We start from the raw sequence: 16,096 nt of genomic DNA, 5'->3' as shown, positions 1-16,096 counted from the left end.
CGGATGAGAGAAGGCGCTCACGTCTCTTTGTGTTGCACCTCCGCGCGTCCGGTACGGCGTCGGACGAGGAACATCAGGCCGACGCTGAGGGCGATGAGCCCTGCGCCGCCGATGAGATAGGGAAGAACACCCGAGCCGCCAGTAGCCGGCATGACCAGCGCAGGCACATCGCGCACGGTGATCAGCTGACCGGCGGCCGTGACCGCTCCACCGCCGTTCTGGGTGATGGACACTGTGCGGTCGGGGTTGATCGTGAACTGGACCGGCTGTGCGAGCAGGCTGAACCCGTCAGGCGCCGTCAGCTCTTCGAGCCAATAGACCCCGGCCGGGATCGCGGCGATTGTGAAGAAGCCGTTGCCGTCGTCAACGATCGCCGGGTCAGGCACTATTGGAGCGCCCGGCTCGCCATCGACGTCGTCGAGAATCGCCCAAGACGAGCCATCCATGCGCACCCAGTCGCCGTTGACGTCCTCGCCGAGCTTCTCAATCTGCAGCGGAATGCGGAACAGGGAGATCGGGGTCGACGTGTTGTCGGGGTTCGAAGGAACCACACCGCCTTCGGGGTCAGTACCACTCGCAGTAGCGACGTTGTCGACCTTGGTGGCGTCGACGTCGGCCTGAGTGACGATGTATGCCGTGTCTGAGTAGCAGGTCGCCACGTTGCCGGGGGCAAGCGGGGAGATCGTCGTCACATCGCAGGTGATCGTGATGCCCAGGCCCGCGAGCATGGGGTCGCTGACCACCAGGTTGCTCACCGTGACGTTGCCCGTGTTCGTGATCACGAAGCTGTACCAGATCTCGTCGCCCAGTCCGGTGACGCCGTCGGCATCGACATCGACGATCTCGTGGATGTCCTTGTCGAGAACGATCTCCGGCGTCTGAACCGACTCGATGTCCGCCGGGTCGTCGTCGGTCACGGGAATGTTGAGCGCCGTCGTTCCGGTGGCACGCGCCGTGTTCGTCAGTTCACCGGCGTCGAGATCGGCTTGCTGCACGACGTAGTCCGCGTAGCACGTCATCGTCGCGCCGCTCACGAGCGTGGCGGGCTGCGTCGGGGTGCAGGTGAACGCGCCCATGTCGCCGAAGCCGGAGAACGCGTCTTCGGTGAGCGTCACGTTGGTGAGGGTCGTGGCGGCAACCGTGTTCGTCGGGCCCATGGGCGTCGTGTTCGTCAGCACGAACTTGTACGTCACGATGTCGCCCACCTCGCTGAAGGTGGTGGGGTTTGGGTTCTCCGGATCGACCGTCTTGGGAGTGACGGCATCCACGGTCTTCACGATGTCGATCGAGGGGTTGATTACCTCGAGCTGTGCGTTCGACGGAGGGTTGAGGTTGGTCGTGATGTTCGCCGGGCCGTTGATGTAGGTGCCGTCGACCGCGCTCGTCACGTCGACCGTGATCGTGCAGGATGCCTGGCCGAGGGCGAGGTCGCCGCCCGTGACGCTGACAGTGGTACCGCCGGCGGGAGCCGTCACGATGTAGGGGTCGTTGCCGCCGCCCGGCTTGGTGCCGGGCGCCTGAGCACACGTGCCGCCGATGTTGGGAGTCGGCGCGATCACGAGGTTCGCCGGCAGCGCGTCAGTGATGAACCAGTCGTACTTCGCCATCAGGTCGTTGGTGTTGGTAACGGTCAACGTCATGGTCGAGTACGAGTTGTTCGCGACACTGCCATCGGTGTTGTTCGCCAACGTGCTGGTGTTGTTCAGGATCAGCGTCGGGTTGAACGCCTTGTCGAGCTGCGGCGTGACATCGACGATCTGCGGAAGGTCGAAGGCGACGTCGTTACCGTTGCCGCGAAACTGCGCGTTTTCGAGCGCAAGGCCGAGGTTCGCCGTCGTTCCCATCGGAATCATGTACGCCGCCGACTGCAGCTTGGAGATCTGTGCCTTCCAGGGCCAGTCACCGTCGACGGGGTCAGGGTTCGGATGGGTCGGGTTCACACAGGGGTTGAGACCGGTGCTCAGGGTGACATCGGTGCCGTTGACGATGAGCTTGAACGTCTCACTCGGCTGGCTGTTTCCGCTATTCGCCGGGCAGTTGATTGCGGCGAAGTACGCCGAGACCGCGTAATAGTGGCCGGCGATCGCCGGGATGGTGTTCACGGTCCGGAACTGCGTTCCGGGATTGACGGTCGCATCCGACGAGTTCGTGTAGGCGGTGAGCACCTGGTTCGTCAGCGACTGCGTCGTCGTCTGCCCCTGTGCGATACCCAGGGCAGCGGCCATGTCGCGAAGAAGTCTCCACTCCTTGCCCTCGTCTGGATCTCGGGAGCAGCCACTATCGGCGGCGTCCGAGGGCACTACAAGAGTGTTGTATCCCATGATCCAGCCGTTGCACTGGTCGGCGTCTGGCGTCCAGTCGGGATCGGCGGTGTAGGTCGAGTTTGCGGCAGCCGGTCCACCCGTGTAGGTGCGGATGTCGATCGCACCCACGGTCGCGCTCTGATTCGAGAACGTCTCGGTGTATACCGGTGTTCCGGGCTGCGGAGTCCCAGGCATCCCGGGAACAGTCGCTGAAGCCACGAATGCCGCGGGAGCAAGCATCGCGCAGGCCAGCAATGCGATCGCTGCCGCACTTCCCGTAATCGCGCGCCGAAGGCGCGTGCGGCGGATCCGCTCGGAGAAGCTGACGCGCTTCCACGTCGACCGACGGCCTGAACGCTGGCTCATGCGGTGTTCCCATCCTGTTTGACACGGACGTCAGATGGTTCTGACGGAACCGGGTGTGCAGCCTTCGGGGGCTTCCACTCGGTGTCCGACTGTCGGGTTCGGGGTCCAGACAGCCGGAAAAGTTGCTTGCACTAGAAGAGATTGGATCTTTGGCCAAAACGTGACGCGGCCCCAAAAAAAACTTTGAGACTCGTCGCGCTACGGGGTCGAGGCGCTCGCTTTCACCTCAGTTGTTGCTGTTTGGGCAGACGAGGATCGGGAGAGGCGGGTCCCTCCCGGACTCTGCCGAGGGGCGTCCGTCACCAACGCAGCGCGTCAGTGCCCGCGCTTGTGAGGACGAGGTAGTTGAACGGCAAGACCTTCAGCTCAATCCGAATAAGTCCCGCGCTTCGCAGTTGCTCGTACACACGATGCTCGTCTGTGGTCGCCGGAACGTCATCAATGAAATAGCCGGACCGCAGGTTGAAGGGAACGCTCAACCAGAACCTCACACGACGCTCGGCGACCATGGCGAGGGCGATGCGCTGCTCCACTGTCACTGAGAGTGCGCCGTCGATGCGCGTGCCTGTTTCCACGAAGGTCACTTCCTGAATTGTCAAAGTGGCGCGCGTTTCCCGGCCCATTTCGGCGCGGCTGGCAAACGGAGCGCGAAAGATCCGGGGCAGCTGATGCATGCACCCGATGAGCTAGACGCGAAAACACGCCGTTCATGACGCACATGGGGCAAAGAGGACGGCTGTTTATTTGCGGCAGCGTCATGAAACCGCTCTACGAAGGTCATGAGAGTAGCGGCCGAGCCCTCCGCAAAGCAGGGGAAGTAGCATCCCGCGCTGCTACGCATGCATTCGACAGGACAACGCGCGGCGGCGGCTGGGCGACGAAGGGACTGGGGTGAGCACTGACGACGCATCGGGACGACAGGCTGACCTACTCACGCGCAAGTACAACGCCGAGCTCGGGTCCTGGCAGGGGCGGTTGGAGTGCGCCAGCATCGGCGGTTCGGGCGGCAGCGAACCTTCGGAGTGGTTTGCCGATGCCGTGGTACGCCTGACGGGAACGGAGGGTATGCATCAACTCTCCAACCTCGGCGTCATGGACTGCGCAGACCCGCAGCGCTTTCGTGCGAACTTGATTCGCCAGCAGGTGGGTGAGCTCATGCTGTTCAGCACGCTGGAAACGGCCCACACGGTAACCCTCGATCCGGGCAGTGCGAGCAGCCAGCGCGACATCGTCATCATTGGAACGGTGGGGCTGGGCGGGCAGCGACTGTGTCGTCGTGGCGCAGTGCAACGGATGAGCGTCGGGCGAACAGGATTCATGTCAACCCTCGCGCCGTCGGTCGTGGAACACGTAGGTCTCACAGAGACAACGGGTGTCGTTGTGCCGGTCGATCTCCTGTCCGCGCACACGGACCGCCTCGCAGTCGGCGTTGACCTGTTTCCCGACACGCCCCTGATCCGCACAATAAGTAGTACCTTCCCCCGGCTACTCATGGAGTTGCTCCGTAGCCCCCGCTTGCCGAACAGGGAGGAAACCGAAGCGGAGCGGATGCTTCTCGGACTCGTCAAAGCTGCGCTTCAGCAACTGGAGACCTGTGACGACGCGATCAGCCGCGCTGGCGAAATGCGGATTCAGGTAGCTCAACTCATCGAGGTACGCCACGCGGACCCGACCTTCGGAATCGACGACATCGCAGCTGAGCTTCACATCAGCCGCCGACAGCTTTATCGATACTTCAGCGACGAGAAGCCGTCCCTGCGAGAGACGTTGCTGCGACGTCGCCTCGAAACGGCGCGGGCTCTGATCCTCGACACACAGGAGCGAGATGGAGACACTCTCGCGCGCGCCGCGGGCTTCGTGGACGCGGCTTCGCTCCGAGCCCATTTCCGCCGCCACTTCGGATTGAGTCCGACCGAGTTCCGTCGTGTCCACTTTCTTCGAAGAGCACCCGCGGAGGCGATGCTTCTGACCGGCGAGCAGAAGAAACCAGACTGACCACGAGGGCACCCTCGATCCGGACCTCGTGCGGTGCGTATGGAGTGCCATTCGACCGCGCGTGGAGTGTCATCGCTGACATCACGTGTCGTGTTCATCCTCGAACGCGCCGCTGTGGTCGGGCGTGCCCCAAGGCGCGTATCCAGCGGACTAAGTTCCTGCTTGCCTGTCGCCCTGGCGCAGGCTGGTCGATCTACAGGTCGCCCGTGGCTTCGGGGCCACGGTCGATCTCGACCGCCGACCCCGGGTTGATGTCACACGTCCCCGGGGTCGGTACGGCGGTCGGGGCGAGTGTCACGGCGACGCTGGCCACCGATTATCCGACTCGGGGTGCCGTCACGATTTGCCGTCCGGGACAGTCCTCATATTGAGCGCACTTGCACCACGCGGATCGGTGCGCGCATCGAGACAATGGGCGGTCATGAGCAGAGCGGTCGTGACCCTCCGAGGCGGGGAGGACGCAAGTGGCGAGCGATCTGTGGCAGAGCAACGGCCCAAATCTCACCGAGATCGTGGTTCGCGGCAGTTTGGGTCCGGCGCTCAAGTCTGCATTGGGCGCGTACGAAGTGATCTCTAAAGACGCGGGCTTTACGAGTATCACCGCGAAGATTGTCGACCAGTCTCAGCTGTTGGGGCTGATCGCCTTCTGCGCAGACCTGAACATCCCGATTGTCTCCATCAACCCGGTCGATCCCGCTCGGGCTGGTGCGTTGACTTCATAAGCGCGGGCACCGCGACAGCTCTCGATCGTTGTGACGCACCGCAGAGACCCGCGCGTCCAGCCCAAGAGTCGCCGTCCCGTGGCCAACGGAACCAGCCACGGAACGGCGCAGATCCCGTCCCTCCCCCGAGGTGGGATCCGGAGAGCGCTCTGTCCACCCTCACTTGGGGAGAGCCCTGAGCGCGCGGATTATGACGCCCCACCACAAACTCGTGCTTACGGTTCTCCTCACCATCTGAGAACCCCCGTCATTTTCCGCTGGCGCGGACGTCCCTTAATGCGCGGGCACACTGCCCGCATGTAGATGCAATGGAGCAACACATGGGTATTGAAGACTTGATTGGGCAGGGAAAGAACTTCCTGAACAGCGACCAGGGCGAAGACATCAGCGACAATGTGCTCGACGCTGGCGCAAACTTGGCGAAGCAGCTCGCGCCGGACGAGTTGGACGCGAAGATCGACGACGTCCGGGAGAGGATCGACGGAGCAATCGGCAAGGAATAAGAAGACGACGCCTGCTCATCGCTCGAGCGGCGGCGTCACGTCGCCGCCGCTCGACGATCGTCAGACCGAGAACCGGTGTCTCTGTTCGGGGCGAGTTAGTGCATGAGCTCAGTTCAGCGATCCAATGGATTGCGAGTGGAACCGCGTGTTGGACGGACCGCGCTGACGATCTTATCCGATTGGACCGCGCGTGCCCCGGGAACGCGCGCAACCCGGTCGCGTCACTATTCGTTCGTGACGACGTCTCTCTAGTTGCGTCGGCGATGTCATCGGCGCAGATCCACCGGTCAAGGAGCAAGACTTGAGCAAAGATCTGGTGCTGGACCGTTCGTCCGTCAGCGCTGCGGAGCAGACGGCCGACCCGACCTCGACGCTGGCCGATCACCCATCGCCCTGGGGCGGAACCATCGAGATTGAAGTGCTCGAGATCCTCGAAATGTGAAGGCTGTGACTGAGCAGCACTTGTGGGCACATGCACCGCCGACGATCGCTCGACGAGCACCTGCCGACGAACCCGGGCTTCCCCGGTCACCCCACACAGCCTCCGTCGAGTAGGCCCACGGTCCGAAGCCGGCGACAATTTGACCACGGCGGGCTCGGTTCGTTTGGCTCAGCGGATCATGCTGCGGTGATGGTGGGGCCGAGACCCACAAGTAAATACGCACCCGTGGTACGACGCGCCCAACGCACAGGATCCGCGGCATTCCGCGGGTCCCGTGCGTCATCGGCAACCCGATAAGGGTCGAACCCTCTTTGCCAGGCTGGGTTGTGAGTCAGTTCACGGCAACCCGACATACATGGCAACCGGTGCCGACTACGCCGGCCGCAACGTTGCCGCGCCAATCGCCCGAGAAGGTCCGGTGAAGCGAACGTGAGCTCAGCGGCCGGCCAGACCGGGACGTTGATGAGGTTGACCGTGGCCACGACACAGTCCGCCGGATGTCACCAGGTGAGCTCGACCTCCAGTTCGTTATCGCCCTCGTCTCCGAGCTCCACTTCTACCTTGAAGTTGACCTCGTTGGGGATTCGCACGGTGATGCGCCGTCCCTCGCGCTCGAACTCGACCGAGTTGTTCTTGGCCAAGGCGTCGGCGAGCGAGTGGAGCTTCGCGGCTGCCTCCTCGCGGCTCATGCGCTGCGAGTCGGCGATGGCGAACAAGTCCATAGTGTCCTCCTGGTGTCGTTTTCTCGACCGTAGCGGCAATTCCAACTGGCGCACGGTCGGATTGATTCGGACGTGCCTTCAGGCAACCGGTGATGTCGGTGCGACGCCGGTTTCGGTTGATAGGGCGCGCCTCGGGCCCGGCGCAGAGGAAGCAACACACCTCGTCCGGCTCACCAGCGCCACAACACCACCGAACTCCTGACCGGCCACCGCCGAAGGCGGCTTCACGCGCTCGATGGCAGGGCTGTTCGCACGGATGTCCCACCAAAACCACGCCCCGACGCGCCGGGCGTTCGGACCTGCGGTGGGGCCGATTCACACGGCAGATTTCGCGGCGAATGCCCGTGATGCCGGGGTTTCGTAGAGCGAAGCGCCCAGCCGCCAACCGCCCCGTGAGCAAGGATCGGGAAAGATGCCCCTACTCAGCGCTTGCTCACGCGCCAGTTCCCCAAACCCGCGGAAAGACGCCGTGTTCTGCCCCTCGCCGGGATACACGTCGTGAGCGTTCTTTCCTATTTCCATTCAATGGAACTCAGAAATGCGCCCTGATCAGGGATTTATGGCGGTGACGGTGGGATTTGAACCCACGGTAGGGGTGAACGTCCCAACCAGCAAAACCCTTGATTTTCCGGGGTTTCTTCGACCTGTGAACCGGTCTATGGGCCGCAAGTGAGTGACCTTTTGAGTGACCTAGAACGGTACGCGTCCGTCGTCCGGGTGGAGGGCTTCCACGGTGCCGGCGAACCTCTCACCGATGGCCAGGATTGCCGCTGCAATCCCAACCTCATCACCGACAGTTTCTGGGCGGATCACGAACACACGCGCGTCAGCACCGCCCAACGCTTCCGCCCGGCAACCGTGCTTCGCGGCGGTCTCCCCCACTGCTGCGGCCAGTCGTGCGTCCACAGTTCTCTGAGGATTGAGCTCACTGAGCACCTGAGAATTATCCACCGGGAAATCCGTGCGGTCGAGGTATGAGCGCAGAGGCTGAATGGAGGAGTGACCCAGCTGGAGCCTTGCTCTCTCAAGGCCCTCAAAATAGCCGTGCTGCTTCACACTCGCTCGGACAGTATGGGTCGCCACCGTGTGTCTAAGCAGGTGCGGGTTTGTGCCCAGTAGGTCAGGATCGTGCAATTCAAGGGCCCGCCGCCAACGCCTGTGCAGCGACGCCGTTCGCAGGAACCCACCACCGCGAGCGGGGAACAGCGGGGCTTCCATCCCACCGGCCGTGAGCGCAACGTCACGCCGCTCAGCAAGGATCGTGCGCGCGTAGAGGCCGTCGTCGTTGCTGGCGAGCGGGAGCGTGAGTGTACGAAAGGCCGCGTCCGTCTTACCTGACGGCTGCCGCCACGAAGTCTGCCGACCGGCCTCGGTTACTTGCTCGGTGATCGTGCCCGCAACGGTCACCCTGCCGGTGCTGGGGTCGTAGTCGCAGGCGCGCAACGCGAGCGCTTCACCAAGCCGTAGGCCGGTGTCCCGCATGAGTACGAAAACATCGAGTGTTGTGCGTGGGTGGCGGTCAAGCCTCGCGAGCCGGTCGGCCTCAGCAACCATCGCAGCCTGCATTCGCTCGATGATTTCCGGTGATAGTGCTGTGGGGCGAAGCGTTTTGGTTTTGTGGACGAACGCTCCGCGCGCCGGGTTGCTTTCGATGATCCCGCGCATGACGGCCTCATCGAGGACCACGCGGAGACAGGTGTCAACGTGCCGCGCCATTCCCGTCACCTGCGTCAGCAACGCGTTCACACGTGCACGCGTCAGCGACCGTGGATCCATCTGACCAAGCGCTGGCCGCACATGCCGGTTATAGGTTTCGCGGTACACGAGGATCGTCTTCGGTTTGGGGCGCCCGCGGGCGGTGGCGGCTTCCGCGTACACGTCGAAAAGCTCATCCATTGTGGTGATGCCCGTGCCGTCCGCGGCGCGCATCTTCGCTTCGAGCGCAGCCCGCGCTTCCGCACGCGTGCGACCAGTCGCGGTTACCTGCGACCGTTGCCCATCGACATGTTTGTAGACCCTGGCAACGTAGCGCCCGTGCCGGTTTCGTGCGCGCAAATCGTGCACGTCACCCCACGCCGCGTCGCTCTCGATCTCCATGCTCTCGCTCTCCCCGCCGCGAGCCTATCTTCCACATGCGCGTACGTCGGAAGCCGTCGACGTGTCGACCTGGCTCACTATGCTCGCCCCATGACTCCCCTCGAAGAACCCGCAGCGATCGACACTTGGCAGGCGGCCGAGCTACTCGCGGCCGAACACATGCGCGAGATCGGATTCATCGACGCCACGACCACTGCGCGAGGCGCCGATGGAGGGATCGATGTCCTTGCACGCAATGGGATCGCCCAGGTGAAGTTTCATACGGCCCCGGTCGGCGCGCCCAGCGTGCAACAACTTGCAGGTATCGCCAGCCCCCGCAGAGTGACGGCCGTCTTCTACAGCCTCTCCGGATACACGCGCGCTGCTGTTGCTGTGGCCGAGGAAGCAGAAGTCGCGCTGTTCTCGTACACACCAGATGGCTCTATCGGGCAATGGTCGTCAGAGGCGCGCAAGCTACAAGAAACCGGCTACTTCGATCTTCCACAGGGCGACGGCACCTTGGCGTACGACGAGTTCGTGGACTCACTGAATGTCTACGGACAACGAGTCGCGGACATGATCCCGCGAGCTGAAGCGCGGCTTGCAGAGAAAGTGGCGACATGGCGCGCCGACCCACGCCTCGTAGCGGGCACTGACCTCAATGAGCTGTCGCGCACGGTCGAGGAAATGCACAATCGTGCTGTTGAGCTCAACGGTGAAACAGTCGGGCAACTCACCGAGCTGTTTCAGAAAGTCGGGCGAGTTGAGCGCCTGATCGTTCGACTGGTCGAACTGCTCGGCGACAACTATCGAGCGTTCGAACTGCAGGCGCGTACGTCGCAGGCAAAGTCGACGACGTAGCTCGTCCGATTTAGATCGTTCACTCACCGGCTCCCGCCGCGCTGTCCTGTTTGGCTGGTGGGCGGCCACGACGGGGATTGCGCTCAACGGTTTCTCGCATGCGTTCCACCTGTGTGGCGGTCCACTGTGGTCCGCCAATCCAGATAACGGCCGCCTCAATTGTTGGGTCGCCGCGTTGAACTCGTTTTCGCAGCGTCTCGTACTTGATTCCGAGGGCGGCGGCCAGCTCCGGCAGCCCTTGCAGGTCAGCGGCAGCGAGCGCGTCTCGCAACCCGTTCTCATCCATGCCGACGATTCTAGCATCAATTGTCCCCATTCGGGACAATTGATGCTACGCTTCTAATGTCCCAGTCAGGGACTAAATAATCAGAGGCTGGCCGGGTCTCGCTAGAACGGGCAATGACCCGGACAGGAAGTCACCATGAAGAAGCAGGTCGCGAAGAAGGTGGCCCGGAAGCTGGCCGCGAAGGTTGACCACTTCGGTCTCGCCGTCGACCTCGTTAGCGGTGGGGATGAGCCTTGGGAAGGGATGAAGCGCGAACTTCCAGAGCTGAACCGCACGCAGCGTCTCGCGGTCCTGTGGGGCCTCGACGGGAGCGTCGACAGGAAGCGGATCAGCGAGTTTCGTGAGAACCCTGAAAGCCTCCCCGTGCGGGCTGACGCGGACCTTTCGAAGCTGAGGGAGGAGTCGATCGCCCGTCGCGAGTCGGTCATTGCTTCCGACCTTGAGCATCAGATCTTCATGGTCTTGCGCTACAACTGAGGATCGCGTCAGGGGCCTGGCGGCCGAGCCGCCAGGCCCTCCTTCAGGTCCGAACGCCAAAGGAGCCCGGCGCCGCAATGGGCTACCGGGCTCCCAGGTCTAGCGGGTCACTCGCTTGTGACGGCTACCTCCTCACGCACAGCGGCGCGGCGGCGTGCGAGCAACATGACGGCAAGAGCGATCACACTGAGCCCCGCGATACCGCCCGCCGCGATCACGATCGGGGCCATGTTGAACCCACCAGTGGCGACAACCGCGACCACAGCTGCAGTACGAGCCACCAGCACCGTCTCAGACGGCTCACCGCACGCACCCTTGCTGATGATCCGGCCGTCCGCGTCACGGGTCGTTTCGACCCATGTGACGACTGTGCCACTATCGAGCGGTGCGGCCTGGAACGTCGACGAGGCGACCTCCAGCGGCGCGACGCTGTCGTAGAACCCAGCGGTGAGGACCACAGGCTCTGAGGTGAAGATCGGCGTCGTGGCGCACGCTGCCTCCACACTCTCACCGCGGAACGCCTCGAACACGACGGTTGCACCCTCAGGGACTGCTCCGGTGATCCGCGCGGTGTCCCACAGCGTCGGGGTCGCCGACGTCAGGTCTCTGGACTGCGCCACCGTCGTCACATCGAGCACGAATGTGGTTTCGTTCGGGATGCCACAGATACCCTCAGCGAGCACGTGACCATCAAGCGTCACGAGACGCTCCACCCACAGGTGAGTCCCCGCCTCCACCGGGGTCGACGGGCCCGAGCTGTACTCGCCCGCTGTCGTGATCAACTGCGACTCCGAGGACCAGACACGGTTCGCGTCCGTGCACACCCAGGACAGGTCGCCAGGTTCCGTGCCCTCTGGTGTGGCGGTCACCCACGCACCGATAGCGGCATCCTGCACAACGGGGACACGGTATGCGTCGAAGCTGAGCTCAGCACCGCCGGTTGGCAGGGAGCCCTCGACGATCGCGGTGTCGCTGATCGACGCGCCCGGCTTCGCGCCCGGCTGCGCCTGCGTCGTGACCGTAGGGCCGACAAGCGAAGTCTCCACGACCTGACCGAAGCGATCCTGATACGCGTAGCCGTCAGGGAGATACAGCTGAGTGATGGGACCCTGATCGGCGGCGTTGATCGTCCACACCCACGTGTAGAAACCGGACGCGGATGCGACCTGATCGCTCGTTGCGGTCACCGCCTCAGCCGGGTTGGTGAGGCTCGAAGTCACTGTCGCCGTTCCCGCGATTGGTGCGTCTGCTGGGACGGCGTCGGACTCTGCCGGGTGTGTGGCGAATGGGCCGTAGACCATGCCCTGCGCAGTGATTTGCCGGTATCCGTTGCTGGACTGAACCCACGCATCAGACCCCTCTGCAACACCGAAGCTGACAGCGTCAACGAACGGCTCACCCGGCCGGACATACGTTGACGCGGACGTCGCTACGACGGGCTCGAAAAACGGCTCACGCTGGAACGGATCCTCGCCCGTCATTGTGAACGCCGAGGTTGCGACACCCGCACCTGCGGCCACGATCTGCTGTCCGTTGGATGCGTAGGCGTAAACGCTCGCCATCCACCCGCCGCCGGCCGTGCTACCAAAGAGCGCCTCCCCCGAGACGTGCATCGGCCCGTCCTCCGGAGCGATCGCTGTGATCGCATACGGGGTATCGAGGGCGGCGCCCGCAAGCGTGCTTGTGCCTGTCGCCGTGAAAATGGCGCCGGTCAGCGTGATCGTTCCCGTCGAGACAGTGTTCGCAACCGCGGTCACGGTGCCTGAGGAGTGGTCCTCGCCGGTGACATCGAAAACGAGCTGACCCGCGGGGACAACCGACGGACCTGCGGACTGTGTCATCGCCCAGGCATAGATTTCCTCTGCACGCTGCCCGACTTCGGCGGCGGCCGCGGGGCCAGCGCCAGGCATAGAGAACAAGCGCCAGTTGGCGAACGCGCTCAAGTCAAAGGCGCCCGAGTAGCCGCGGGCTTCAACATCAGCCTGCAGTCCGCCCGGGTTAGCGATCGCCTGAACCACGAAGTAGAGGGCGGCGTGCTCGACCGCGGTCTGTGTCGGGCCGAATGTCGAAGTGACCGCGTTGATTCGCGCGAGGTCATCAGCGGTCAGCACCCGGTCACCCGCGAGCTCGGACCGACTCACGAACGACGCCACGAGCGTGCCACCATCCGTTGATGCCAGAGGTGCCTCGATGCCGGGCTCCACGCACCAGGCGTACTGCGAGCCAACGTTGTACGATCCCACCCAGCCCAGGGCGTCATCGGCAGGGTTGCCATACCCGAGCCCTGCGGGTGCTGCGTGTGCGGGGGCGGTCGCCACGACCATGGCGGCCACCGCGAAGGCGAGCACGGCCAGTGTTGCGGCAGCCTTCTGCACTGCCGCGCGGAAGCGATGGCGCGTGCCGCCACCTCGCGCTCGAACTTGATTCTCAATCTCTGACATGCCGTTCTCCTGACGGTCAGCGCGGCCCACCGAATGCAGACCGCTCTCACACACCACCCCTGCGGCAAGGCCGTGTCCCGGGCACAGAAAAGGCCCGCCTCCCCCAGAGGGAGACGGGCCAGGTGCCGGAGGAGCGGCCGGCGGGCGAGGGCGGAGATCGAGACAACACCCTCACCAGCACCACCCCTGCGGCAAGGAAGAGGAGTGGCGGTCAGGATTGCCGGCTGACCGCCGCTCGCACTCACATGCGCGGTGGTGCAGTCAGTCCCCGCACGCGTAGTAGGTGTAGGAGAGCGGGCCGCCCGTGTGTGACCACGGGAACCCGAAACCAGGCGACGCGGACCCGCCAGGCGACCCCGTCCACGATCCGTACGGCGTGGCACCCAGCGCGCTGCACGTACTCATCTCCACCCAGGTGCCGTTGGTGACCACCGTTGCGGGTGCGGGCGGTGCTGGTGGCGCAGGGGCAGGCGCGGGTGCGACGGGTGCTGGCGCGGGCGCAGGGGCAACCGGCGCCGGTGCCGGAGCCACGGGTGCCGGAGCGGGGGCGGGAGCGGCCGGCGCGGACTTCGAGCCACCATTCCCTGACGGAGGCGGCGTGGTGTCACCCGCGGCGGGCGTCTCCACGACGGGCGCCTCGGTGACGGGAGTCTCGACGATAGGAGCCTCCCCAACCGGCGCCGCAACGACGGGCACCCGATCGAGCCGGTCAGCGACAACGGGCGCAGGAAGCCCTGGCGTGCGAGCTGGTGTCGGCGCGGCCGACACCTCGGTAGCAACGGTCGCCGTGGGCGCACCCGACGATGCGACCATCGCGGTCGCCACGATCCCGCAGGCTAGTGACGCAAGCACGCCGACCGCGATCATGCCCTGCCGGTTCATCTTGAAAGCCTTCATCTCGTGCTCCTTCTTCTTCACCCCTGTATGCGCGGTGCGCACACGATTCGTGCACGTCACTCCACCACCCCTGCGGCACTGCGCCAGCTGCTCACTAGTGCTTGCTGCGGCGCGGTGAGGACCATCGGCTCGTAGAATGCGCCCAAGCCCGCAGACCACCACGACCACTCGGTCACGCCCGTCAGGTCCGCGAGAGCGACAGCGACGACCACCCGCTCAGTCGGGGTGCACTCGATGTCGCGATACGCCGAAGGGTGCGGCCCGAGGCAACTGACCGCTGCTTCCTCAGCGTTGATCCCGGGGTGTGCCGTCGAACCCGCTAGCCCAGCAAGTTCCGGCGCCGGGTACGGCTTCCCTGCCTGACGAAGGGCCAGATGCGCCGATTCGTGAGCGATGAGCGCCTGCGTCTGGCCCGACCGCGGGTCGGCGAGGAACGGCGCGTAGAGAACGATCGTGTCACCCTCGACGCAGCCCAGGATGTCACCGTCGATGTGGTCCGAGTGCGGGCATGAAGCGTGCATCCCCGCTTGCGACAACTCGATGACGATCGGCGCATCCGGCACGACGCCATGCGACGCGAGGATCAGGCGTGCCACCTGCACGGGTGTCGGCGCGAGCACGATCGGTGCCGGGTCAACGCTCACCGACGCGCCGGTCTGCGCGGCCTCGGTTGACGCGGCCTGTGCGTGGCCTAGCAGGACCGCGCAGGCCGCGAGGGCAACGATGACGCCGAGAGGGCGGCGCACGGTCAGCACCCATACCCAATGTGCGGGCCACCGTACGCGCGCTGACCAAAGCCTTGGTTCGCAGCGAACGAATCCGCCGCCCATTCACGGATGGTGTGGGCGGAAACGCCGTACTGTGCCTTCAGTCCCGCGGCGACGGTCCGGTCCGACCGCTTCAATTCGGTTGCGCCGGGGCGTTCCCGCTGGAGGCAGCCGTCCGTGATGATGTGCCCGGCCTCGTGCGTGGCCGCGTAGCGGCCCCAGGCGTTGTTGGTGAGCGACGGGTCGAGGTGGATGGCACCGTTTACGACGTAGCCGCCGCCGTTGGTTGCGTCCCAGTGGATGGGGGCACCCACCCCGTACGACCGGATCAGCGCTTCTAGTGCTGCATGACCGCCCGCACTTGACGAGCCACCACCCGTGCTGCTCGAACCGCCACCCCCGCCACCGGTGGAGCGCGGCTGGGATGCCGCAGCTTGACGAGCAGCTTCAGCGGCAGCAGCGGCAGTCCGGCGATCTTGCTCCGCTTGCGTGGCGGTAATGAGCTCAGTGGTGCGTGCGGTCAGCGCGTCGACATCAAAGCCCGCGGATTCAGCGACGGTCGGCAGGGCACCCGCGAACGCTGGCATCGCGCCTGTCACCGCACTTGCATCAACGCCGACTTCACCAGCGGCTGCCACAGCGGCGGAAGCCGCCTCGGTGGCCGCCTTGATCGCATCAGCTTGCGACTGCGCGGTGAGCAGGGTGGCACCGATCGTCCCGGCAGCGGATGTCGCGCGGGTGCTCGCAGCAGTCAGGGCACGCAGGTCCGTTGTGAAGAGCGCTTCGACGAGGCCGTCAAGGGTTGTCCGCTCAGCCGTCGCGTCGATGCCGGGGGCAGCAGCGGCGGCCATGGTGATCGCTTCGAGGGCAACGGCACGCTCGGCAGTGACCCGCTCCGCCAGGACAGCCGCGCGCTCCTTGTACGCCGCGACCGCCACGGCATGTGAAGCGGCGGTGCGCTCAGCGTGCGCGGTCAGGCCTTGATGTGCGGCGGCGCCAGCGCCACCGAGGGTGAGGGCGGCAGTGAGTGTGAACGCGAGGACGCGAGTGCGAGTGGACATTTCTCTCCTAGTTCCCGACGAGGGCGTGGATGGCGATGGCGAGGGCGGCCAGCACGCGACGGATCAAAGCCCGACGTTCGTACGTCTGGGCGAGCATGCTGGCCATCTCGCCACCTCCTTTCGATCGATCTGTTCCTCCGTGTCGGGCGGAGTGTCAACTCGGTTGACAATCCAAGT

General features: G+C 64.7%; 15 protein-coding genes. 6 read left to right on the top strand and 9 right to left on the bottom strand.

The window, feature by feature from the left end; translation table 11 throughout:
- Nucleotides 1–17: 17 nt before the first annotated feature.
- The gene (locus LG299_RS12680; RefSeq protein ID WP_404430769.1) at nt 18–2,669 is read right to left on the bottom strand and encodes a SpaA isopeptide-forming pilin-related protein; all 2,652 of its coding nucleotides are present in this window, start codon (nt 2,667–2,669) and stop codon (nt 18–20) included.
- A 299-nt stretch (nt 2,670–2,968) separates the two neighbouring features.
- Nucleotides 2,969–3,253 carry a hypothetical protein gene (locus LG299_RS12675; protein ID WP_404430767.1) on the bottom strand — a complete coding sequence of 95 codons (285 nt, stop codon included), beginning with the start codon at nt 3,251–3,253 and terminating at the stop codon, nt 2,969–2,971.
- Nucleotides 3,254–3,560: 307 nt separating this feature from the next.
- Between LG299_RS12675 and LG299_RS12670 the strand changes: the two genes are divergently transcribed.
- The 4 genes from LG299_RS12670 to LG299_RS12655 all read left to right on the top strand — a co-directional run bounded on the left by LG299_RS12670 (nt 3,561) and on the right by LG299_RS12655 (nt 6,331).
- Complete coding sequence (locus tag LG299_RS12670; RefSeq protein ID WP_404430765.1) at nt 3,561–4,664, top strand: helix-turn-helix domain-containing protein; 1,104 nt, start codon at nt 3,561–3,563, stop codon at nt 4,662–4,664.
- Between the two features lie 464 nt (nt 4,665–5,128).
- Nucleotides 5,129–5,386, top strand: coding sequence for a hypothetical protein (locus LG299_RS12665; RefSeq protein WP_404430763.1), 258 nt, complete (start codon nt 5,129–5,131; stop codon nt 5,384–5,386).
- A gap of 320 nt (nt 5,387–5,706) precedes the next feature.
- Nucleotides 5,707–5,889, top strand: a complete 183-nt coding sequence (locus LG299_RS12660) for a hypothetical protein (RefSeq protein ID WP_404430761.1) — start codon at nt 5,707–5,709, stop codon at nt 5,887–5,889.
- A 301-nt stretch (nt 5,890–6,190) separates the two neighbouring features.
- Nucleotides 6,191–6,331, top strand: a complete 141-nt coding sequence (locus LG299_RS12655) for a hypothetical protein (RefSeq protein WP_404430759.1) — start codon at nt 6,191–6,193, stop codon at nt 6,329–6,331.
- 500 nt (nt 6,332–6,831) lie between these two features.
- Here the strand turns inward: LG299_RS12655 and LG299_RS12650 are convergent, their stop codons facing one another.
- Together LG299_RS12650 and LG299_RS12645 are read right to left on the bottom strand one after the other, a co-directional pair.
- Nucleotides 6,832–7,053 carry an amphi-Trp domain-containing protein gene (locus LG299_RS12650; protein WP_404430757.1) on the bottom strand — a complete coding sequence of 74 codons (222 nt, stop codon included), beginning with the start codon at nt 7,051–7,053 and terminating at the stop codon, nt 6,832–6,834.
- A gap of 690 nt (nt 7,054–7,743) precedes the next feature.
- On the bottom strand, nt 7,744–9,150 hold the full coding sequence (locus LG299_RS12645; RefSeq protein WP_404430755.1) for a tyrosine-type recombinase/integrase: 1,407 nt from the start codon (nt 9,148–9,150) through the stop codon (nt 7,744–7,746).
- A gap of 90 nt (nt 9,151–9,240) precedes the next feature.
- Here LG299_RS12645 and LG299_RS12640 point away from each other — a divergent pair, with 90 nt between their 5' ends.
- A complete protein-coding gene (locus tag LG299_RS12640; protein ID WP_404430753.1) occupies nt 9,241–9,990 on the top strand; it encodes a restriction endonuclease in 750 nt (249 codons plus the stop codon).
- 19 nt (nt 9,991–10,009) lie between these two features.
- On the opposite strand, the gene LG299_RS12635 is transcribed toward LG299_RS12640, so the two are convergent.
- Nucleotides 10,010–10,276 (bottom strand): hypothetical protein, encoded by a 267-nt coding sequence (locus tag LG299_RS12635; RefSeq protein ID WP_404430751.1) that lies wholly within the window; start codon nt 10,274–10,276, stop codon nt 10,010–10,012.
- A 135-nt stretch (nt 10,277–10,411) separates the two neighbouring features.
- Here LG299_RS12635 and LG299_RS12630 point away from each other — a divergent pair, with 135 nt between their 5' ends.
- On the top strand, nt 10,412–10,753 hold the full coding sequence (locus tag LG299_RS12630) for a hypothetical protein (protein WP_404430749.1): 342 nt from the start codon (nt 10,412–10,414) through the stop codon (nt 10,751–10,753).
- A gap of 107 nt (nt 10,754–10,860) precedes the next feature.
- Here the strand turns inward: LG299_RS12630 and LG299_RS12625 are convergent, their stop codons facing one another.
- From LG299_RS12625 to LG299_RS12610, 4 genes are all read right to left on the bottom strand, one after another.
- The gene (locus LG299_RS12625; RefSeq protein ID WP_404430747.1) at nt 10,861–13,194 is read right to left on the bottom strand and encodes a hypothetical protein; all 2,334 of its coding nucleotides are present in this window, start codon (nt 13,192–13,194) and stop codon (nt 10,861–10,863) included.
- Nucleotides 13,195–13,455: 261 nt separating this feature from the next.
- Nucleotides 13,456–14,091: a hypothetical protein gene (locus tag LG299_RS12620; RefSeq protein ID WP_404430745.1), complete on the bottom strand. Its 636-nt coding sequence runs from the start codon at nt 14,089–14,091 to the stop codon at nt 13,456–13,458.
- 56 nt (nt 14,092–14,147) lie between these two features.
- Nucleotides 14,148–14,837 (bottom strand): hypothetical protein, encoded by a 690-nt coding sequence (locus LG299_RS12615; protein WP_404430743.1) that lies wholly within the window; start codon nt 14,835–14,837, stop codon nt 14,148–14,150.
- Between the two features lie 2 nt (nt 14,838–14,839).
- Entirely contained in the window at nt 14,840–15,919 is a 1,080-nt protein-coding gene (locus LG299_RS12610; RefSeq protein ID WP_404430741.1) for a hypothetical protein, read from the bottom strand.
- Nucleotides 15,920–16,096 lie beyond the last annotated feature (177 nt).

The organism is Microbacterium lacus (assembly GCF_044794305.1).
GTDB lineage: Bacteria > Actinomycetota > Actinomycetes > Actinomycetales > Microbacteriaceae > Microbacterium > Microbacterium lacus_B.
This window is presented reverse-complemented; position numbering and strand designations above follow the sequence as displayed.

Coding starts and splice junctions, on each gene's coding strand:
- LG299_RS12680 (WP_404430769.1), bottom strand. CDS start 2,669: ATGAGCCAGCGTTCAGGCCGTCGGTCGACGTGGAAGCGCGTCAGCTTC.
- LG299_RS12660 (WP_404430761.1), top strand. CDS start 5,707: ATGGGTATTGAAGACTTGATTGGGCAGGGAAAGAACTTCCTGAACAGC.
- LG299_RS12650 (WP_404430757.1), bottom strand. CDS start 7,053: ATGGACTTGTTCGCCATCGCCGACTCGCAGCGCATGAGCCGCGAGGAG.
- LG299_RS12645 (WP_404430755.1), bottom strand. CDS start 9,150: ATGGAGATCGAGAGCGACGCGGCGTGGGGTGACGTGCACGATTTGCGC.
- LG299_RS12640 (WP_404430753.1), top strand. CDS start 9,241: ATGACTCCCCTCGAAGAACCCGCAGCGATCGACACTTGGCAGGCGGCC.
- LG299_RS12635 (WP_404430751.1), bottom strand. CDS start 10,276: ATGGATGAGAACGGGTTGCGAGACGCGCTCGCTGCCGCTGACCTGCAA.
- LG299_RS12630 (WP_404430749.1), top strand. CDS start 10,412: ATGAAGAAGCAGGTCGCGAAGAAGGTGGCCCGGAAGCTGGCCGCGAAG.
- LG299_RS12625 (WP_404430747.1), bottom strand. CDS start 13,194: ATGTCAGAGATTGAGAATCAAGTTCGAGCGCGAGGTGGCGGCACGCGC.
- LG299_RS12620 (WP_404430745.1), bottom strand. CDS start 14,091: ATGAAGGCTTTCAAGATGAACCGGCAGGGCATGATCGCGGTCGGCGTG.
- LG299_RS12610 (WP_404430741.1), bottom strand. CDS start 15,919: ATGTCCACTCGCACTCGCGTCCTCGCGTTCACACTCACTGCCGCCCTC.